Source organism: Micromonospora sp. WMMD967, from assembly GCF_029626165.1.
GTDB lineage: Bacteria > Actinomycetota > Actinomycetes > Mycobacteriales > Micromonosporaceae > Micromonospora > Micromonospora taraxaci.
This window is the reverse complement of the sequence record NZ_JARUBK010000001.1, coordinates 245,684-264,426: the sequence shown is the minus strand read 5'-3', so window position 1 is coordinate 264,426 and position 18,743 is coordinate 245,684. Positions and strand designations below refer to the sequence as shown.

General features: G+C 72.0%; 20 protein-coding genes. 16 read left to right on the top strand and 4 right to left on the bottom strand.

The window, feature by feature from the left end; translation table 11 throughout:
• The first annotated feature begins 13 nt into the window (after nucleotides 1–13).
• The 9 genes from O7631_RS01250 (at nucleotide 14) to glmM (ending at nucleotide 6,565) form a co-directional block, all read left to right on the top strand.
• Nucleotides 14–781: a helix-turn-helix transcriptional regulator gene (locus O7631_RS01250; RefSeq protein WP_278142659.1), complete on the top strand. Its 768-nt coding sequence runs from the start codon at nucleotides 14–16 to the stop codon at nucleotides 779–781.
• Nucleotides 772–972: a DUF397 domain-containing protein gene (locus O7631_RS01245; protein ID WP_278142658.1), complete on the top strand. Its 201-nt coding sequence runs from the start codon at nucleotides 772–774 to the stop codon at nucleotides 970–972. Before O7631_RS01250 ends, O7631_RS01245 begins: the two co-directional genes overlap by 10 nt.
• Nucleotides 973–1,108: 136 nt before the next feature.
• Nucleotides 1,109–1,804 (top strand): methyltransferase domain-containing protein, encoded by a 696-nt coding sequence (locus O7631_RS01240; protein ID WP_278142657.1) that lies wholly within the window; start codon nucleotides 1,109–1,111, stop codon nucleotides 1,802–1,804.
• A 90-nt stretch (nucleotides 1,805–1,894) separates the two neighbouring features.
• A complete protein-coding gene (locus O7631_RS01235; protein ID WP_088950199.1) occupies nucleotides 1,895–2,152 on the top strand; it encodes a DUF6364 family protein in 258 nt (85 codons plus the stop codon).
• Complete coding sequence (locus O7631_RS01230; protein WP_145778937.1) at nucleotides 2,142–2,435, top strand: hypothetical protein; 294 nt, start codon at nucleotides 2,142–2,144, stop codon at nucleotides 2,433–2,435. Before O7631_RS01235 ends, O7631_RS01230 begins: the two co-directional genes overlap by 11 nt.
• Before the next feature lie 128 nt (nucleotides 2,436–2,563).
• Nucleotides 2,564–3,946, top strand: coding sequence for a nitrate/nitrite transporter (locus tag O7631_RS01225; protein ID WP_278142656.1), 1,383 nt, complete (start codon nucleotides 2,564–2,566; stop codon nucleotides 3,944–3,946).
• Between the two features lie 209 nt (nucleotides 3,947–4,155).
• Nucleotides 4,156–4,599, top strand: coding sequence for a 50S ribosomal protein L13 (gene rplM, locus O7631_RS01220; protein ID WP_088987625.1), 444 nt, complete (start codon nucleotides 4,156–4,158; stop codon nucleotides 4,597–4,599).
• A 20-nt stretch (nucleotides 4,600–4,619) separates the two neighbouring features.
• The gene (gene rpsI, locus O7631_RS01215; RefSeq protein WP_269682337.1) at nucleotides 4,620–5,093 is read left to right on the top strand and encodes a 30S ribosomal protein S9; all 474 of its coding nucleotides are present in this window, start codon (nucleotides 4,620–4,622) and stop codon (nucleotides 5,091–5,093) included.
• 116 nt (nucleotides 5,094–5,209) lie between these two features.
• Complete coding sequence (gene glmM / locus O7631_RS01210; protein WP_278142655.1) at nucleotides 5,210–6,565, top strand: phosphoglucosamine mutase; 1,356 nt, start codon at nucleotides 5,210–5,212, stop codon at nucleotides 6,563–6,565.
• A 57-nt stretch (nucleotides 6,566–6,622) separates the two neighbouring features.
• Here the strand turns inward: glmM and O7631_RS01205 are convergent, their stop codons facing one another.
• Both O7631_RS01205 and O7631_RS01200 read right to left on the bottom strand, forming a co-directional pair.
• Nucleotides 6,623–7,810 (bottom strand): pyridoxal phosphate-dependent aminotransferase, encoded by a 1,188-nt coding sequence (locus O7631_RS01205; protein WP_278142654.1) that lies wholly within the window; start codon nucleotides 7,808–7,810, stop codon nucleotides 6,623–6,625.
• A gap of 221 nt (nucleotides 7,811–8,031) precedes the next feature.
• Nucleotides 8,032–8,535, bottom strand: a complete 504-nt coding sequence (locus O7631_RS01200; RefSeq protein WP_278142653.1) for an MmpS family transport accessory protein — start codon at nucleotides 8,533–8,535, stop codon at nucleotides 8,032–8,034.
• A 766-nt stretch (nucleotides 8,536–9,301) separates the two neighbouring features.
• Here O7631_RS01200 and glmS point away from each other — a divergent pair.
• A complete protein-coding gene (glmS, locus tag O7631_RS01195) occupies nucleotides 9,302–11,215 on the top strand; it encodes a glutamine--fructose-6-phosphate transaminase (isomerizing) (RefSeq protein WP_278142652.1) in 1,914 nt (637 codons plus the stop codon).
• Nucleotides 11,216–11,219: 4 nt separating this feature from the next.
• Here the strand turns inward: glmS and O7631_RS01190 are convergent, their stop codons facing one another.
• Nucleotides 11,220–12,812: an alpha/beta hydrolase gene (locus O7631_RS01190; RefSeq protein WP_278142651.1), complete on the bottom strand. Its 1,593-nt coding sequence runs from the start codon at nucleotides 12,810–12,812 to the stop codon at nucleotides 11,220–11,222.
• Nucleotides 12,809–13,105, bottom strand: a complete 297-nt coding sequence (locus O7631_RS01185) for a hypothetical protein (protein ID WP_278142650.1) — start codon at nucleotides 13,103–13,105, stop codon at nucleotides 12,809–12,811. Before O7631_RS01185 ends, O7631_RS01190 begins: the two co-directional genes overlap by 4 nt.
• Before the next feature lie 174 nt (nucleotides 13,106–13,279).
• Here O7631_RS01185 and O7631_RS01180 point away from each other — a divergent pair, with 174 nt between their 5' ends.
• From O7631_RS01180 to ung, 6 genes are all read left to right on the top strand, one after another.
• The gene (locus O7631_RS01180) at nucleotides 13,280–13,648 is read left to right on the top strand and encodes a holo-ACP synthase (protein WP_278142649.1); all 369 of its coding nucleotides are present in this window, start codon (nucleotides 13,280–13,282) and stop codon (nucleotides 13,646–13,648) included.
• Nucleotides 13,649–13,703: 55 nt separating this feature from the next.
• On the top strand, nucleotides 13,704–15,173 hold the full coding sequence (locus O7631_RS01175; RefSeq protein ID WP_278142647.1) for an NAD(P)H-hydrate dehydratase: 1,470 nt from the start codon (nucleotides 13,704–13,706) through the stop codon (nucleotides 15,171–15,173).
• Nucleotides 15,174–15,253: 80 nt separating this feature from the next.
• Entirely contained in the window at nucleotides 15,254–16,372 is a 1,119-nt protein-coding gene (alr, locus tag O7631_RS01170) for an alanine racemase (RefSeq protein ID WP_278142646.1), read from the top strand.
• The gene (locus O7631_RS01165; protein WP_278142645.1) at nucleotides 16,369–17,472 is read left to right on the top strand and encodes an alpha/beta hydrolase; all 1,104 of its coding nucleotides are present in this window, start codon (nucleotides 16,369–16,371) and stop codon (nucleotides 17,470–17,472) included. Before alr ends, O7631_RS01165 begins: the two co-directional genes overlap by 4 nt.
• Nucleotides 17,469–17,951 (top strand): tRNA (adenosine(37)-N6)-threonylcarbamoyltransferase complex ATPase subunit type 1 TsaE, encoded by a 483-nt coding sequence (gene tsaE, locus O7631_RS01160; protein ID WP_278142644.1) that lies wholly within the window; start codon nucleotides 17,469–17,471, stop codon nucleotides 17,949–17,951. Before O7631_RS01165 ends, tsaE begins: the two co-directional genes overlap by 4 nt.
• An 89-nt stretch (nucleotides 17,952–18,040) precedes the next feature.
• Nucleotides 18,041–18,742, top strand: coding sequence for a uracil-DNA glycosylase (gene ung, locus O7631_RS01155; protein WP_145778951.1), 702 nt, complete (start codon nucleotides 18,041–18,043; stop codon nucleotides 18,740–18,742).
• Nucleotide 18,743: the final 1 nt, after the last annotated feature.

Here is an 18,743-nt window from a genome sequence, read left to right as displayed (position 1 = left end):
TCGTGGAGGCGGGATGAACCATGCACTTCAATTGGCCATGGCCGAAGCTGGTGAGACAGCCGAGAGTCTTGCAGCTCAGACGGGAGTGGATCCGAAAACGGCAGCGCGGTGGATAAGCCCGGGACGCGTGCCGCAGCCCCGTCGGCGCGCAAAGCTGGCCGCGCTCCTTGGGAGGGACGTTGGGGACCTCTGGCCGGATGTCCTCAAGCGGCGCGAGCCGCAATGGCTGCGCGAGTGGGTCGACTGGGAACGCGAAGCCGTTGCGATCCGGTGGTTCGAGCACACCTGGGTGCCTGGCCTCTTGCAGACGGACGCGTATGCGCGGGCGACGTTGACGGGCGAAGCGTTGACGCTTGGCGAAGTTGACGATGTGGTCGCCTCCCGCATCGACCGCCAGGCCATCCTTCGCCGCGAACGTCCACCCCTTCTGGTCGCAGTCGTCCACGAACTGGTCCTGTACCAATCGGCGTATGGCGACCGGTCATTGATGCGTGAGCAGGTCGCCCACCTTGCGCAATGCGCGGCACTGCCCGCTGTGCAGGTGCTCGTAGTGCCGCAAGACGTCGGGATGTATCCGGGCCTTGGCGGGGGTTTCATCGTGGCCGAGCTGCCCGACGGCGGGCAGGTCGCACATATCGACAGCCAGGTGCGGGCGCAGATCCTTAATGGAGCTGCGGACGTTGCTACGCTCAATCACAGGTGGGAACGCATCAGAAGTGAAGCCCTTTCCCGTCAACAGTCCCTCGACCTGATCAGGAAAGCAGCGGGATCATGGACCTGACCGGCGCGCAGTGGCGTAAGAGCACAAAGAGCGGAAACAACGGAGGCTCGTGCGTCGAGGTCGCTGACAACCTTCCCGGCGTCGTCTTCGTTCGCGACACCAAAGACCGCGACGGCGGGACGCTGACCTTCGAACCGGCGGCATGGGCCGGCTTCGTCAACCTGGCGAAGGCGATCGGTCCCGTCGGCTGACCAGCGCAGCACCAACCGCCCCCGGTGTCCTGGAGGTCCAGGGAACCGGGGGTCTTTTCGCGTGTCCAGGATGAGGTCCGCTCACCGTGCAGCGCTTATAATGTGGGAAAATAGTCTCAAAGTTTGGGAGATGGCGATGAGCGTGACGGACGTTTTTGACGCGGTGGCCGGCACTTACGACGAGTCGCGCCGGCGGTTGGTGCCCTGCTTCGACAGCTTCTACGGCACCGCCGTCCGAGTGGCCGCGCCGCCGTTGCGGGCCGCGCTCGCCGCCGGGCGTACCCCGCAGGTTCTGGATCTGGGCGCGGGCACCGGTCTGCTCTCGCTGCTGCTCGCCGCGGCGGTGCCCGGAGTCCGGCTGACCCTGGTGGACGGAGCGCCGGCGATGCTCGCCCGAGCCTCCGACCAGTTGGACGCGCGGTCCGTGCCGTACCTGACGGTCCACGCCGACCTGGCCGACGAGCTGCCGCCGGGCCGGTACGACGCGGTGGTCAGCGCGCTGGCGATCCACCACCTGGACGACGCCGGCAAGCGCTCGCTCTACCGGCGGGCCGCCGCCGCGCTGGCACCGGGTGGGGTGTTCGTCAACGCCGAGCAGGTCGCCGGCCCGACCCCGGAGCTGGACCGGCGCTACGACGAGGTGTGGATGGAGCAGATCACCGAACTGGGCGCGTCCCCCGAGGAGATCGCCGGCTCCCGGGGCCGGATGCGCCACGATCGGCCGGCGACCGTGGCCGACCAGTGCCGGTGGCTCGGCGAGGCCGGCCTGGTCGACGTCGACTGCTACTTCAAGGAGTGGCGGTTCGCGGTGTTCGGCGGTCGCGCCGCGTGAAGACCACCGTTTTGTGCGTTTCGCCGCCCGGGGGTGAGCCGGAGAACGCAGGGATGACTGTCGGTCATACCTCTGGGTAGTCTGCTCGGCATGACTGCCAAGGTGACTCTCTCGTTCACCGACGAGACGATCGAGGAGGCCCGGCGGTTCGCCAAACGCGAGGGCCTGTCGCTCTCCGCGTGGATGGACCAGGCCGCCCGCGAGAAGGCGCTGCGTGAGGTCTTCACCGCGCACGCCGCCGCCGTGGGCCGAGCCGGTCTCGACCTGGAGTCCGCCGCTCTCGCCGACGCCCGCGAGGTGGGCATGGTCAACGACCTGCTCTCCGGCGGCCGACCGCGTGCTGCGTAGGGGAGAGGTCTGGCGCATCGAGGGCGCCCGGGAACGACTCGGGCTCGTGGTCAGCTCGGACGTCTACAACTCCACCGACGTACCCATCGTGATAGTGGTCGAGGTCGTCGAGGAGTCGCTGCTGCGCGACTCGCCGCTCGCCGTGTCCATGGGCCGGTACGTCGTGATGCCCGACCGCATCTCCTCGCCGATGAAGAAGTGGTTCACCGAATGCGTGGACGTCGCCGACACCGACACCATGCTCCGGGTCGGCCGCGCGCTGCGCATCCTCCAGCAACTCTGAGCGGCACCTCACCACCGCCACCGACCCGTGGTGCGGTCCCCGTTTCCGGGCCGACCCGCGACGGGCACTGTCAGGTAACCCGGCGTTCCTAGCGTTCCTCCTCGTCACATCGACGAGGAGGAGTCGCCGTGAGCACTCTCACCAGCACCGCAGTCGCCGCCGGGCCGCCGGCCACCACCGGCCGCGCGCGCCGGCTCGACGACTGGCGCCCCGAAGACCCCGACTTCTGGCGTACGACGGGCGCGCCGATCGCCCGGCGCAACCTCTGGGTCTCGATCTTCGCCGAGCACGTCGGCTTCTCGGTGTGGAGCCTCTGGTCGGTCACCGTGCTCTTCCTCGGCCCGGCCTACGGCATCGACCCGGCCGGGAAGTTCCTGCTCACCGCCGTACCCGCCGCGCTGGGCGCGGTGCTGCGGCTGCCGTACACCCTGGCGGTGGCCCGCTTCGGCGGACGGCGCTGGACGATCATCAGCGCCCTCATGCTGCTGGTGCCCACGGTGCCGATGACGGTGCTGCTGGAACCGGGGGTGTCCTACTCCACCCTGATGGTGCTCGCCTGCCTGACCGGCGTGGGCGGGGGCAACTTCGCCTCCTCGATGGCGAACATCAACCTGTTCTATCCGGAGCGGCTCAAGGGCCGGGCCCTCGGGCTCAACGCGGGAGGCGGCAACCTGGGCGTACCCGCTGTGCAACTGGTCGGGCTGGCGGTCCTCGCCACCGCCGGCGCCGCGTACCCCCGGTTGGTGCCGGCGGTCTACCTGCCGCTGATCGTGCTGGCGGCGCTGGCGGCGGCCCGCTGGTTGGACACCGTGCCCGGCGCGCGCAACGAGCCCGGCGCGCTGCGCGAGGCGGCCCGCGACCCGCACACCTGGGTCATGTCACTGCTCTACATCGGCACCTTCGGCTCGTTCATCGGCTTCGGCTTCGCCTTCGGCCAGGTTCTCCAGCTCCAGTTCGCCGAGCGGTTCCCCACCCCGGTCGACGCCGCCTGGCTCACCTTCCTCGGTCCGCTCGTCGGCTCGCTGATCCGCCCGCTGGGCGGGCACCTGGCCGACCGGTTGGGCGGGGCCCGGGTGACCTTCTGGAACTTCGTCGCGATGGCGGCCGGCGCGGGCACCGTGCTGTACGCGGCCCGGGAACGCTCGTTCGGGCTCTACCTCGCCGGGTTCATCGCCCTCTTCGTCTTCTCCGGCATCGGCAACGGCTCCACCTACAAGATGATCCCGGCGATCTTCCGGGCCCGGGCGGCGGACGCGGTGGCCACCGGTCACCGCGACCCGGAGGCGGCCGCCCGGTGGGCACGGCGGATGACCGGCTCGTTGATCGGCATCGCAGGCGCTGTCGGCGCGTCCGGCGGGGTGCTGGTCAACATCTCGTTCCGTCAGTCGTTCCTCGGCTCCGGCAACGCCGACGCTGCCTATCTGGCCTTCATCGGCTGGTACGCGTTGTGCTTCGCGGTCACCTGGGTGGTCTATCTGCGGCCCCGGGCCAGTCGGCTGGCCAACGTGTGAGCTGGGCCACGGACGGCGGGTCGACGCGGGGGACCGTACCCCCGTTTTGACCTGCGTACCGGGCGCCGGGTATCGTTGCCTGCTGTTGTACGACATCCAGAGGCGTGCCCCATCAGGTACGCTTGGTCGTTCGTGCGCGCTGGTCCGGCCTGCAAGATCTGGTCACCTCGGCGCGCGACCCCAGACCGACGACGAGACAAGGTAGACCTGTGCGTACGTACAGCCCGAAGCCGGGTGAGATCGAGCGTCAGTGGCACGTCATCGACGCCTCTGATGTCGTGCTGGGCCGCCTGGCCACCCACGCCGCCACGTTGCTGCGTGGTAAGCACAAGCCGACTTTCGCGCCGCACGTCGACACGGGCGACTTCGTCGTCATCGTGAACGCGGGCAAGGTTGCGCTGACCGGCAACAAGCGCCACACCAAGGTCGCTTACCGCCACTCCGGTTACCCGGGTGGTCTTAAGCAGGTCGGCTACGATGAGCTGCTGACCAAGCGCCCCGAGCGGGCCATCGAGCTCGCGGTGAAGGGGATGCTCCCGCACAACAAGCTCGGCCGTCAGCTGATCAAGAAGCTGAAGGTCTACGCCGGTGCCGAGCACCCGCACCTCGCGCAGCAGCCGGTGCCGTTCGAGATCAAGCAGATCGCGCAGTGAGCGCGGGCGAAGGAATCAGCATGACCGACATCACCGAGACCGAGGTCGCCCCCGAGGTCACCGAGGTTACCGAGGCGCCGGCACCCGTTGCCCGCGCGCCGCGTGGTGACCGCCCGATCCAGACCGTGGGTCGGCGCAAGGAGGCCATCGTCCGGGTCCGCATCGTCCCGGGCACCGGCAAGATCACCTGCAACGGTCGCGACCTCGAGGCCTACTTCCCGAGCAAGGTGCACCAGCAGCTCATCAAGGACCCGCTGGTCACCGCCGAGAAGCCCGAGGCGTTCGACGTCATCGCCAACCTGCGTGGCGGCGGCACCACCGGCCAGGCCGGTGCGCTGCGGCTGGCCATCGCGCGTGCGCTGATCGTCAACGAGCCGGACGACCGCCCGGCCCTGAAGAAGGCCGGCTTCCTCACCCGGGACGCCCGGGTCAAGGAGAGCAAGAAGTACGGCCTCAAGAAGGCCCGTAAGGCTCCCCAGTACTCGAAGCGCTGATCTTTCACAGCGCGTTGTACTTCTGACGGACGGCCGGTCCGCCTCCCCGATCGGGGAGGTGGGTCGGCCGTTCCGCTTTCTCCTCACTTGTTGTGCTCATTCGGAGGTTGGCGGGTATGGGTCGGTTGTTCGGCACGGATGGCGTACGCGGGCGGGCAAACGCGGATCTCACCCCCGAGCTGGCGTTGGCGCTCGCCGTGGCCGCCGCGCACACACTCGCCGAGACGGACCGCAGCCACCCGCCACTCGCTGTCGTCGGTCGGGACACCCGGGCCAGCGGCGAGATGCTGGAGGCCGCCGTGGTGGCCGGCCTGACCAGCGCGGGCGCCAACGTGGTGCGCGTCGGCGTGCTGCCCACCCCCGCGGTGGCGTTCCTCACCGCCGAGGCCAAGGCTGACCTCGGCGTGGTGCTCTCCGCGTCGCACAACCCGATGCCGGACAACGGGATCAAGCTCTTCGCCGCAGGTGGGCACAAGCTGCCCGACGAGATCGAGATGCAGATCGAGGCGGCCGTCGAGACGAACAGCACCACCGCCTGGGAGCGGCCGATCGGTGCCGGCGTCGGCCGGGTGCACGACCTGCTCGACGGTGCGGACCACTACGTTCAGCACCTGGTCGGCGCCCTGCCGCACCGGCTGGACGGAATCAAGGTCGTGGTCGACTGCGCCAACGGCGCGGCGAGCGAGGTCGCTCCCGTCGCCTACCGGGAGGCCGGCGCGGAGGTCGTGGCGATCAACGCCGAGCCCGACGGGCTGAACATCAACGACGACTGCGGCTCCAACCACATCGAGGCGCTGCGCGAGGCCGTCGTCCAACACGGTGCCCACCTGGGCATCGCCCACGACGGCGACGCCGACCGCATCGTGGCGGTCAGCGCCGACGGCGACGAGGTGGACGGCGACCAGGTCATGGCGATCCTGGCGCTGGCCATGCGCGAGGCCGGCACCCTCACGCAGGACACCCTCGTCGCCACCGTGATGAGCAACCTCGGGCTACGGCTCGCGATGTCCGCGCAGGGCATCCGGCTGATCGAGACCAAGGTCGGCGACCGGTACGTGCTGGAGGAGCTGCGCGCCTCCGGCCTGGCGCTCGGCGGTGAGCAGAGCGGTCACATCGTGATGCCCGCACACGCCACCACCGGCGACGGCGTCCTCACCGGCCTGCACCTGATGGCACGGATGGCGGCCACCGGCCAGTCCCTCGCCGAGCTGGCCTCGGTGGTCACCAAACTGCCCCAGGTGCTGATCAACGTCCCGGTCGGCGACCGGACCGTCGGCGCCAACGCGCCCGCCGTCCGCGCCGAGGTCGAGCGGGCCGAGGTCGAGTTGGGTGAGACCGGCCGGGTGCTGCTGCGCCCGTCGGGCACCGAACCGCTGGTGCGCGTGATGGTCGAGGCCGCCACCGAGGCGACCGCCCGCGAGGTAGCCGAGCGGATCGCCGAGCAGGTCCGCACCGCCAGCCCCGCCACGTAGTAGTCCGGTTGGAGGCTGTGGAGCTGAATCGTCAGCTCCACAGCCAGCCCGTCCAGCTCAGCGGCGTAGCGTGCGTAGCCGGGTGACCGCCTCGGTCAGCACCTCGGGGCGCTTGCAGAAGGCGAAGCGGACCAGCCGCCGGCCGGCTTCGACGTCGTCGTAGAAGACCTGGGTGGGCACCGCCACCACACCGCAACGCTCCGGCAGGGACCGGCAGAACTCCACCCCGTCCCGGCCGCCGAGGGCGGTGATGTCGGCGGTGACGAAGTACGTCCCCTCCGAGCTGAGCACGTCGAAACCGGCGTCGGTGAGACCGTCGACGAGTTGGTCACGTTGCTGCTCAAGCCCGTCCCGGAAACCGGTGTAGTAGTCGTCCGGCAGGGCCAGCGCCACGGCCACCGCCGGTTGCAGCGGCGCGGCGTTGACGTACGTGAGGAACTGCTTCACCCGCACCACCGCCGAGACCAGCGCCGCCGGACCGCTCGCCCAGCCGACCTTCCAGCCCGTGCAGGAGAACGTCTTGCCGGCCGAGGAGATGCGCAGCGTCCGCTCCCGCATCCCGGGCAGGGTCGCCAGCGACACGTGCGGGTTCGCCGCGTCGGTGAACACCAGGTGCTCGTACACCTCGTCGGTGACCGCGTACGCGTCGAACTCCTGGCACAGGTCGGCCACCATGGCCAACTCGGCCGGGGTGAAGACCTTGCCGGTCGGGTTGTGCGGTGAGTTGAGCAGCACCAACCGGGTGCGCGGGCCGAACGCCGCGCGAAGCGCCGCCGGGTCGAAGGCGTACCGGCCGTCGGCCGTCGGGCGCAGGGTCACCGGTCGCCGGACCGCCCCGGCCAGTGCGATCGAGGCGGCGTACGAGTCGTAGTACGGCTCGAAGCAGACCACCTCGTCACCCGCTTCGCAGAGAGCGAGGATGCTCGCCGCGACAGCCTCCGTCGCCCCAGCGGTGATGACGATCTCGCCGTCCGGGTCGTACGTCAGGTCCTGGAATCGTTGCTGGTGGGCCGCGACCGCCGCGCGCAGGGCGGGGATACCCGGGCCGGGCGGGTACTGGTTGTGCCCGCCGCGCAACGCCTCGGCCGCGGCGGCCAACATCTCCGGTGGGCCGTCGGTGTCGGGAAACCCCTGGCCGAGGTTGACCGCCCCGGTGCGCACGGCGAGGGCGGACATCTCAGCGAAGATCGTCGTGCCGAACGGCCGCATCCGGGCCACCAGCGGGTCGACATCGGTGCTCGTCACCTGCGCCAGCCTAAGGCCACCTAGGGGCCGAACCCCAGACCCGTCGGGCTCATTCGCGTTCGCCCACGCCCGCGTCCGCCCTCACCCACGTCCGCCCTCACGCCCGCGCCCGCCCTCACGCCCGCTTGATCGACACGAGATCGCCGAGGTGGGGGTATCGACGGCATCCCGATACCCCCACCTCGGCGAACCGGTGTCGATCAAGCGGGATCGGCCACGCCTCATTCGGGTGCGCAGGAGATGCTGTAGTGCCCCTGTTCCTTGATGACCACCGGCTTGCCGACGCCGGTGATCGTGACGGTGCAGTCGATCGGCGTGGCGTTGTTGATGTCGGGCCCGGTGGCCTCGACCATCACCCTGGTCTGGCCATTGGTCCGGATGGTGGCGCGCCAGGGGAGCTTCGCCGCGTCGACGTGGATCAGATCGCTCTCGGCGTCGAAGTACGCGATGTCGGCCTCGCCCGATCCGCTGACCTCGTAGACCACTGTCACCGGGGCCGGCCCCGACGTCGGCCGGGTGATCGGCTGCTTGCTCGGGGTCGCGGGGCTGGGTCGCTCCGCAATGGGCGCACGTGTGGTGGGTGCGGTCCAACCGTCGTCGGGAACGACCCACGGCTCCCCGGCGACCGGGTCCGAGCCGGGCTCGTCGAGCAGGAAACCACCCGCGCAGAGGCAGCCACAGGCGAGCACGACCAGCACCACGAAGGCCGCGACGACGATCCCCACGATCCGACCGGCGCTCGTGCTCTGGCCGCCGCTTGACTGCGGGTAACCCGGGTAGGCGTACGGCGGCGGATAACCGTGGGGCGGCCACCCGGCGTGCGGTGGCCATCCAGCTTGCGGCGGCTCCCCGGGAGGCGGGGGCCAGCCGGCGTGGGGCGGCCAGCCGGCGGGCGGGGGCGAACCGGCGTAAGGCGGCCAGCCGGCGTGCGGGGGCGAACCGGCGTGCGTCGGGTCCGAGGTAGGAGTCGGGTCCGAGGCGCCGGGCTGGGGCGACGTCCAAGGGGAGGTTGGCGATTCGGGCGCCCACTGGGTAATGGGCGGTTGCGGCGTCCACTCGGTCGTGGGCGGTTGCGGCGTCCACGGCGCGGGCGTCCAGGGGGCCGGTGGCGCCCACGGCTGGCCCGGGGCGAGCGGGTCGGGTGCCGGCAGCGAAGCCGAGGACGGTGGCGCCGTCGGGTCCGACGGTGGCGGGCTGGGAGCCGGATCCGACGGGGAGGAGGGGGACGGATCGGGCGGCGGCGCGTCGGACATGGCTGCTCCGGACGGGATCGGGTATGGGACGAACGGGCCGAGGGCAGGCGCGCGGAACCCGCCGAGAGACTTTCGTACCAGCAGGCGTGCCGCAACCCCGTCTGTCCCGGACTGTCCCCGAGCGGGCTGTGACGCTCGTCCCGTTGCTACCCGCCAACCACCTATCGCTCAAATTCGGTGATTGATAACCCGACTTTCGAGCACCCAACATGAGTGAAACTGGGTTAGGCTGCGGGCCATGTGTGGAATCGTGGGTTATGCGGGCGCGCGCCCCGCACTGGGCATCGTGCTCGACGGACTGCGGCGGCTGGAATACCGCGGCTACGACTCGGCGGGCGTCGCGATCGTCTGCGACGACCAACTGCTGACCGAGAAGAAGGCCGGCAAGCTGGCCAACCTGGAGAAGGTGCTCTCCGAGCGGGCCGCCGACGACCCGACCTCCTGCGCGGCCAGCCCGATCGGCATCGGTGACGGCACCACCGGCATCGGCCACACCCGGTGGGCCACCCACGGCGGCCCGACCGACCGCAACGCCCACCCGCACGTCGCACCGGACGGCCGGGTCGCGGTCATCCACAACGGCATCATCGAGAACTTCGCCAAGCTGCGTGCCGAGCTGGAGGCTGACGGGGTCCAGTTCGCCAGCGACACCGACACCGAGTGTGCCGCCCACCTGCTCTCCGCCGCCTTGGCCGACCTGCGCGCCGCCGGTCAGCCGGACGGCCCGCAGCTGCTCGCCGCCGGCATGCGGGTGGTCTGCCAGCGACTGGAGGGCGCGTTCACGCTGCTCGCGGTGGATGCCGCCGTGCCCGGCGCGGTCGTCGGCGCCCGGCGCAACTCGCCACTCGTGGTGGGCCGGGGCGACGGGGAGAACTACCTGGCCAGTGACGTGGCCGCGTTCATCGAGCACACCCGGGAAGCGGTCGAGCTGGGTCAGGACCAGATCGTCCTGATCACCGGTGACAGCATCGAGATCACCGACTTCGAGGGCCAGCCCGCCGCCGGCAAGGACTTCCACATCGACTGGGACTCCTCGGCCGCGGAAAAGGGCGGCTACGACTGGTTCATGCTCAAGGAGATCGAGGAGCAGCCGCAGGCCATCGCCGACACGCTGCTCGGCCGGCTCACCGAGACCGGTGAGATCGCTCTCGACGAGGTCCGCCTCAGCGACCAGGACCTTCGTGATGTCGACAAGATCTTCATCGTGGCGTGCGGGACGGCGTACCACGCCGGAATGGTCGCCAAGTACGCCATCGAGCACTGGACCCGGATTCCGTGCGAGGTGGAGCTGGCCAGCGAGTTCCGCTACCGCGACCCGGTGCTCGACCGGTCCACGCTGATCGTGGTGATCTCGCAGTCCGGCGAGACGATGGACACCCTGATGGCGCTGCGCCACGCCAAGGACCAGAAGGCCCGGGTGTTGGCGATCTGCAACACCAACGGCTCGACCATCCCGCGCGAGTCGGACGCCGTGCTCTACACCCACGGCGGGCCGGAGATCGCCGTCGCCTCCACCAAGGCGTTCCTCACCCAGGTCGTCGCCTGCTACCTGATCGGCCTGCACCTGGCCCAGGTGCGCGGCATCAAGTTCGCCGACGAGGTGGGCGCGGTCGTCGCCCAGTTGCAGGAGATCCCGGGCAAGCTGCGTGAGCTGCTCGACCGGATCGAGCCCGTCCGCGAGCTGGCCCGGGACCTGAAGTCCGAGCCGACAGTGTTGTTCATCGGCCGGCACGTCGGCTACCCGGTGGCGCTGGAGGGTGCGCTGAAGCTCAAGGAGTTGGCGTACATGCACGCCGAGGGCTTCGCCGCCGGCGAGCTGAAGCACGGCCCGATCGCTCTGATCGACAAGGGCACCCCGGTGATCTGCGTGGTGCCGTCGCCGGTCGGCCGGGGCATGCTGCACGACAAGGTCGTCTCCAACATCCAGGAGGTCCGGGCCCGCGGTGCGCGGACCATCGTGATCGCCGAGGAGGGCGACGAGGCCGTCGTGCGGTACGCCGACCACCTGATCTACGTGCCGCGTACGCCGACGCTGCTGGCCCCGCTCGTCACCACTGTGCCGTTGCAGGTGCTCGCCGCCGAGATCGCCGCCGCTCGTGGGCACGACGTGGACCAGCCCCGCAACCTGGCCAAGTCGGTCACCGTCGAGTAGCCGCTCAGCGACCCAACACGACCCGGGCCATCCCGTCCAGCGCGGGATTGCCCGGGTCCCAGTAACCGGTGTGGCCGCCCCGCCCGCCGTCGAAGACCCGGCCGCCGAAACCCGGATCCGACGGGTCGTGACCGAACCACAGCTCATGCCCGGTCCGTTCGGGCCAACCGAGCACTGCGGCCAGCGGCGCCGCACCCAGCAGGGCGCGGCGCCCCAGCTCGTCCGCCGACCGGGCCGCGCGGATCACGTCGCCGGAAGCGCTGCTCGCCCAGACCTCCCCGGGCGGTACGCCCAACTCGGTGGCGTGCGCCGCGCCGACCCCGGGCGAGCCGACGAAGACCAGCGCGTCGGCGGCCAGCCCGTGCTCCCGGGCGGCCACACCCACCACCAGCGACCCGTAACTGTGCCCGAGCACGGTCTGCCGGGCCGGTGACCCCTCGTGGGTGGCCCGCAACCCTTCCTGGAAGCGGTGCAGCGCCGGACCGGCGTCGCGCGCCTGACCCGCCGAGGCAGCCTCGGTCAGGGAGTCCGGAGCGTCGTAGTCCAACCAGAGCACCGCCGCGCTGCGGTCACCCGGGGCGAGCGCCGCGCACCGGTCCAGCACCCGCGCCGCCCTGCCCAGCTCGCCAGGGGCGTCGTCCAGGCCGGCGGTCATCCCCGGCACGTAGGTCAGCACCCGGTCGGCCCGGTCCGGGTCGCCGAGCGCCATCACCACCCGACCCTCACCGGCCGGATCCAACCCGAGCAGGTACGCCCGGGGCTCCCCGCCGGCCGCCAGCCGTCCGGCCAGCGCGTCCAGGCCGGCCAACCGGCCGGCGACCCCGCGCAGCCGCAGCGACGTGAGTGGCAGGGGCGGCACCCGGGACAGCAGGTCGCGCCGCTCGGCCAGCAGCTCCTCCCGCCACACCCCGAGGTGCAGCCGGTTGGCCTGGTCCCGGTCGGTCGCCGGCACGCCGTCCCACCGGCCGACCAGTGCCGGCTCGTGCCCGATCAGCCACCGTCGCTGCGCCGCTGTCAAGCCTGACCACCAGGCGTGGACCAGAGCCGGTACGGCGTCCGGTGCCGGTCGGCCCGGCGGTGGCGGGGACGCCCACCCGGTGCCGGCGGCCCGGGCCAGCTCATCCAACCGGTCGGCGGCGAGCCGATCGGCGACGCCCGCCCCGTCGAGCGCGTCCCGCAGGGCGGCCGTCACCCGGGCCGCCGCCACGCCGTCCCGCTCGGTGGACAGTTGTCGGGCGGGATCGACGTGCACCCCGCCCGAGCGGTCCACCACCAGGCCGGCCGCTTCCGCCTGGGCGACCGCGTCGGCGAGCCGCGCCTTCGCCACCGTCAGCCGTCCGGCCAGCTCGGCAAGAACCTGATCGGCTTCGATCAGCGCGGGCGCGACCGACGTCAGCTCGTCCCGCAGAGCCACGAGCCGGGAGCCCGCCGCAACGGCCGCCGCGCCGGACCAACCGTCCCGCAACCGGCCGCCCGCCGCCCGCAGCTCACCGGCGCGACTGTCGACCGGCTCGGTCAATCCGGCCCAGGCCACCCCGGCGGCCCGCCACCCGCCCGGGTCGGCCACCCACAGTTGCCGGTAACCGACGCTGCTCACCGGGGCAGGGCGGCGAAGCGGTCGGCGGCCCGGTCGTCCACCGTCTCGTACGCCTCGGCTGCCGCCCGCACCCCCTGCGAGGTCACCGCGACCCGGGCCCCCAGCCGGCAGAGCCAGGTGTGCGCGGCCACCTCCAGCCCGGCCAGGGCCGCGCCGGCTCGCCACTCGGGCGCCGCGACCAGCAACCCGGGTGCTCCCGCGAGGCCCAGCGCCAGCCGGTGCGCCTCGCCGTCGAGCGTGCCGGCGACCGCCCGCAACTCCTTCGGCCGGACGACGAACGACTCATCGGTCATGACTCCACCCCCGTGGACGATCGGCTTCGACGCGCTGACGCTAGGCGCGTACCGGTGGCCGTCCGGTGCCCTGTGGACAGCTGGCGGTGAGGCGTACCCCGGCCTGTCCACAGGCGTTGCCCAGCGCGGACCCGACGGCTAATCTGCGGCCCCGACCGCCGGTAGGGTGGTGTGGTGATCGTCGCTGTCGGCATCGACGTGGTCCTGGTCGACCGGTTCGCCCGGGCGCTGGCCCGGACGCCGCTGCTCGCCGACCGGCTCTTCACCACGACCGAGCGACACACCTGGGCCGGTGCCCCACGCTCGTCGGAGTCGCTCGCCGCCCGCTTCGCCGCCAAGGAGGCAGTGGCCAAGGCGCTCGGTGCTCCGGCCGGGCTCAACTGGCACGACTGCGAGATCGTGTCCGACCCGGACGGCCGCCCCCGGCTCGCCGTCTCCGGCACTGTCGCAGCCGCGGCCGAGGCGCGTGGAGTCAACCACTGGCATCTGTCGTTGTCGCACGACGGGGGGATCGCGTCGGCGATGGTGGTCGCGGAACGGTGACGTCGGCTGGGCGGGCCGCTCCGGCCCACCCGCGAACGGGATGGGACACGGTGGCATGAGATCGGTGTGGCGGGTTGCCGACGTACGGGCGGCCGAAGCAGGGCTGATGGGCGCAGTGCCGGAGGGGACGTTGATGCAGCGTGCCGCCGCCGGGCTGGCGCGTCGGGCCGCTCTCCTGCTGGACGAGCGCGGCGGGGTCTACGGCGGGCGGGTGCTGCTGCTGGTCGGCTCCGGTGACAACGGCGGCGACGCCCTGTACGCGGGGGAGCGGTTGGCCCGCCGGGGTGTCCACGTGTCCGCCCTGCTGCTCACCCCCGGGCGCGCGCACGCCGCCGGGCTGGCCGCGCTGCGGGCGGCCGGCGGTCGGCTGGTGCCGCAGCCCACCGGCCCGGTCGACCTGGTCCTCGACGGGATCGTCGGCATCGGTGGCACCGGTGGCCTGCGGGCGAACGCGGACGAGGTGGTCCAACGTCTCGGCGAGCTGCGGGGGCGGGACGGTGAGCGGGCCACTGTCGTGGCGGTGGACGTGCCGAGCGGGGTCGCGGTGGACACCGGCCACGTTCCGCTGTCCGCGTCCGGCCGGCCGACCGCCGTACGGGCCGACGTGACGGTGGCGTTCGGCGCGCTCAAGCCCGCACTGGTCGTCGGGCCGGCCGCCGCCCTGGCCGGGCAGGTGGAGCTGGTCGACATCGGGTTGCGGCCGTGGCTGCGAGGCACCCCTGCGCTACGGGTCACCGAGTGGTCCGACCTGGTCGAGTGGTGGCCGGAGCTGGGACCGGCGTCGGAGAAGTACACCCGGGGTGTGGTGGGGGTAGCCACCGGCTCGGAGACCTATCCGGGTGCGGCGGTGCTCTCCGTCGGCGGGGCTCTGGCCGGGCCGACCGGCCTGGTCCGCTACGCCGGCAGCGCCCGCGCCGAGGTGCTGCACCAGCACCCCTCGGTGATCGCCAGCGGCCGAGTCGCCGACGCGGGCCGGGTGCAGGCCTGGGTCTGCGGCTCCGGGCTCGGCACCGGCACGGACGCGGCCGCCGAGCTGCGTGCCGTCCTGGCCGCCCCGGTGCCGGTGGTGCTCGACGCCGACGCGCTGACCCTGCTGGTGGACGGTTCGCTCGCCGAACGGCTGCGGAGCCGGGACGCGCCGATCGTGGTCACCCCGCACGACCGGGAGTTCACCCGACTCTGCGGGGAGGAGCCCGGCACCGACCGGGTCGGCTCCGCGCTGCGGCTGGCCGCCTGGATGAACGCCGTGGTGCTGCTCAAGGGGGATCGCACGGTGATCGGCACCCCGGACGGTCGGGCGTACGTCAACCCGACCGGCACTCCCGCGCTGGCCACCGGCGGCACCGGCGACGTGCTGGCCGGGCTGCTCGGCTCGCTGCTGGCCGCCGGAGTGCCCGCCGACCGGGCGGCGGCCTCGGCCGCGTACCTGCACGGGCTCGCCGGTCGGGAAGCGGCCCGGGGCGGGCCGGTGACAGCGCCCGACGTGGTCACCGCGCTCCGCCCGGTTGTCGCCCGGCTGGGCTGATCGTGCCGTTACGGCCGGATCGGCACCCCGGGGCGTGCGTCGCCGCCCCCGGTGATCACGGCGGAAAGTAGGCTGGGCGCATGTGGCAGGCCGAGGTACGCGTCGATCTTGACGCCATCCGCGAGAACGTGAGCCGACTCCGCTCCGGCACCACCGCCGAGCTGATGGCGGTGGTGAAGGGCGACGGGTACGGCCACGGCATGCTCCCGGCCGCCCGCGCGGCGCTCGACGCCGGTGCGGACTGGCTCGGTGTCTGCACCCTCGACGAGGCGCTCACGCTGCGCCGGGGCGGGGTGACCGCGCCGGTGCTGGCCTGGCTTCTCGCGCCGGGGCTGCCGCTGCACGAGGGGGTCAGCGCCGGGGTGGACCTGGGCGCGGCCAGCCTGCCGCAACTGGACGAGATGATCGAGGCGAGCCGACTCGCCGGGCGTCCCGCCCGTCTGCACCTCAAGATCGACACCGGGTTGTCCCGGGGCGGCGCGACTGTCGCCGACTGGCCGGCGCTGCTGGACGCCGCCGCGAAGGCACAGGCCGACGGCCTGGTCGAGGTGGTCGGTGTGTGGAGCCACTTCGTGTACGCGGACTCGCCCGGCCACCCCACCACCGACCGTCAGTTGGCCGTCTTCCACGAGGGGTTGGCCATGGTCGAGCGGGCCGGGCTGCGACCGCGCTGGCGGCACCTCGCCAACTCGGCGGCCACCCTGACCCGCCCGGACACCCACTTCGACCTGGTCCGCCCCGGCATCGCCATCTACGGCCTCTCCCCGGTCGCCGGCGAGACGTACGGGCTGCGGCCGGCGATGACCGCGCGGGCCCGGGTCATGCTCACCAAGCGGGTGCCCGCCGGCACCGGCGTCTCCTACGGGCACGCCTACACCACCGAGGCCGACGCGAACCTGGCCGTCGTCCCGCTCGGGTATGCCGACGGGGTTCCCCGGCACGCGTCCAACACCGGGCCGGTGCAGCTCGCCGGGGCGCGAAGGACCATCTCGGGGCGGGTCTGCATGGACCAGTTCGTGATCGACTGCGGCGACGACCCGGTGGCCGACGGCGACGTGGCGACCCTGTTCGGCAGCGGCGTCGACGGCGAACCGACGGCCGACGACTGGGCCGAGGCGGTCGGCACGATCAACTACGAGATCGTCACCCGCTTCGGCGGCACCCGGGTGCCCCGGGTCTACGACGGCGAACGGCCATGAGCTACCGCATCCCGCGCCCGCGTACCGCGGCGGGTCGGGTCGCCGGCATCGTCGGCGCCGCGGTGGGGGTGGCCGCGGCGGGCCTGGCGGCCGGCGTCGCGACCGAACGCACACTGGTCCGCCGCTTCAAGGCCGACCCGACCGACCGCTACGCGCACGAGACGTTCGGCGAGCAGCGGTACGACGAGGCGTTCCGTCTGGAGCTGCCGGACGGCACGGACATCCACGTCGAGGTGGTCGAGCCGACCCGGCCGGTGTCGGGGCACCCGACCGTGGTGCTGGTGCACGGCTTCTGCCTGGACATGGGGACGTTCCACTTCCAACGCCAGATGCTCGCCGAGCGCGGTGACTACCGGATCGTGGCGTACGACCAGCCCGGTCACGGCCGCTCCGGCCGGTTGGAGACCGGGGAGTACGACCTAGCGGTGCTCGGCCGGACGCTGCGCCAGGTGATCGATCGGACCGCGCCGGACGGGCCGCTGATCCTGGTCGGGCACTCGATGGGCGGCATGACCATCATGGCGTTCGCCGAGCTGTTCCCGGAGCTGTTCGGTGACCGCGTGGTGGGCACCGTCCTGATGGCCACGTCGGGCGGGCTCGTCGCGGAGACCAAGCTGGTCGCACCCGCGCTGCTCGGCCGGGTCGGCGGCCCGGTGCTGTACATGGTCAGCAACGCCACCCGGTACGGCGGGCCGGTCATCGACAAGGCACGCAAGTCGACGTCGAACGTGGCCTGGCTGCTGACCCGCAAGTACGGCTTCGGCACCCGCAAGCCGAGCCCGGCGCTGGTGTCCTACGTGGAGACGATGAACTCCCGGACGTCGGCCGACACCGTCACCCGCTATCTGCGTACCCTGGCCACCCACTCGCGCTTCCCGGCGCTGGCGGCCCTGGCGGCGACCCCGGTCCTTGTGGTGGTCGGCGACAAGGACATGATCACTCCGGTGACCCACTCCGAGGAGATCGTCCGGCGGCTGCCGCACGCCGAGTTCGTGAAGATCAAAGACAGTGGTCACGTGGTGATGCTGGAGCACGCCGACGAGGTCAACGCCGCCCTCGCGCGGTTCCTCGATTCGATCGCAGAGCCGGAGGAACGGTGAGTCACGTCGTCAAACTGCCGACCGTCGAGGACACCCGGGAGTTCGGCCGCCGCCTGGCGGGGCTGCTGCGCGCCGGCGACCTGGTGCTGTTGACCGGCCCGCTGGGCGCCGGCAAGACAGCGCTCACGCAGGGCATCGGCGCCGGGCTCGGTGTGCTCGGCGACGTCACCTCGCCGACGTTCGTGATCGCCCGGGTGCACCGGCCCGACCCGGCCCGGGGCGGTCGGGTGGCGCTGGTGCACGCCGACGCGTACCGGTTGGGGGCTGCCACCGATCCGCGCGCCGAGATCGACGATCTGGACCTCGACGCTTCGGTGGACGACTCGGTGACGGTTGTGGAGTGGGGCGAGGGCCTGGTCGAGCAGCTGGTCGACGCGCACCTGCGGGTTCGGATCGACCGCCGCGACGACGACACCCGAGTCGTCGAGCTGGACCCGGTCGGTGGTGACTGGGCTCGGCGGCTCGCCGACCTGGGTTAGTCGGCGCTCTCCGGACCGGGCTGGGCCGGCCGCTGTCGTACCCGATGCCTAGAGTGCGGGGGACCGACCCGCGCTGTGAGAGGTTCCTGATGCCCGACGACGCCCCCGCCCTGGATCTGTTGGCCCTGCTGCCGGAGCAGTGGCGTGCCGTGCTCACCCCGCACCTGGACGCGGCGCGCACCGCCGCGCTGGGCGAGTTCGTCGCCCGCGAATACGCGACGCAGACCGTCTTCCCGCCGGTGGAGGACCTGTTCTCGGCCTACCGGCTGTGCCCGCCGCAGGCCACCCGGGTGCTGATCCTCGGGCAGGACCCCTACCACCGGGCCGGGCAGGCACACGGGTTGAGCTTCAGCGTGCGCGACGGTGTGACGGTGCCGCCGTCGTTGCGCAACGTCTTCAAGGAGTTGGGCGAGGACGTCGGGGTTCCCAAGCCGCGCAGCGGCAACCTCGACGGTTGGGCCGCCCAGGGCGTGTTGCTCCTCAACGCGGTGCTGACCGTCCGCCAGGCCACGCCGGGCTCGCACGCCAACGCCGGCTGGGAGGAGTTCACCGACGCGACCATCCGGGCGCTGGACGCGTCACCGGACCGGGTTGTCTTCCTGCTCTGGGGTGGCTACGCCCGCAAGAAGGCCGCCCTGGTCACCAACCCGCAGCACGTGGTGCTGGAGGCCGGCCACCCCAGCCCGATGAACCCGCGTGGCTTTCTCGGCAGCCGACCGTTCAGCGCGGCCAACAAGGCTCTCGCCGATGCCGGCCTGCCCACCATCGACTGGGAGCGCACCGCCGGCTGAG

Bases quoted from the DNA above. Each gene is read 5' to 3' on its own strand.
- O7631_RS01165 (WP_278142645.1), top strand. From the start codon at position 16,369: ATGAGCTACCGCATCCCGCGCCCGCGTACCGCGGCGGGTCGGGTCGCC.
- O7631_RS01245 (WP_278142658.1), top strand. From the start codon at position 772: ATGGACCTGACCGGCGCGCAGTGGCGTAAGAGCACAAAGAGCGGAAAC.
- ung (WP_145778951.1), top strand. From the start codon at position 18,041: ATGCCCGACGACGCCCCCGCCCTGGATCTGTTGGCCCTGCTGCCGGAG.
- O7631_RS01175 (WP_278142647.1), top strand. From the start codon at position 13,704: ATGAGATCGGTGTGGCGGGTTGCCGACGTACGGGCGGCCGAAGCAGGG.
- O7631_RS01250 (WP_278142659.1), top strand. From the start codon at position 14: ATGAACCATGCACTTCAATTGGCCATGGCCGAAGCTGGTGAGACAGCC.
- glmM (WP_278142655.1), top strand. From the start codon at position 5,210: ATGGGTCGGTTGTTCGGCACGGATGGCGTACGCGGGCGGGCAAACGCG.
- O7631_RS01235 (WP_088950199.1), top strand. From the start codon at position 1,895: ATGACTGCCAAGGTGACTCTCTCGTTCACCGACGAGACGATCGAGGAG.
- glmS (WP_278142652.1), top strand. From the start codon at position 9,302: ATGTGTGGAATCGTGGGTTATGCGGGCGCGCGCCCCGCACTGGGCATC.
- rpsI (WP_269682337.1), top strand. From the start codon at position 4,620: ATGACCGACATCACCGAGACCGAGGTCGCCCCCGAGGTCACCGAGGTT.
- alr (WP_278142646.1), top strand. From the start codon at position 15,254: ATGTGGCAGGCCGAGGTACGCGTCGATCTTGACGCCATCCGCGAGAAC.
- O7631_RS01185 (WP_278142650.1), bottom strand. From the start codon at position 13,105: ATGACCGATGAGTCGTTCGTCGTCCGGCCGAAGGAGTTGCGGGCGGTC.
- O7631_RS01240 (WP_278142657.1), top strand. From the start codon at position 1,109: ATGAGCGTGACGGACGTTTTTGACGCGGTGGCCGGCACTTACGACGAG.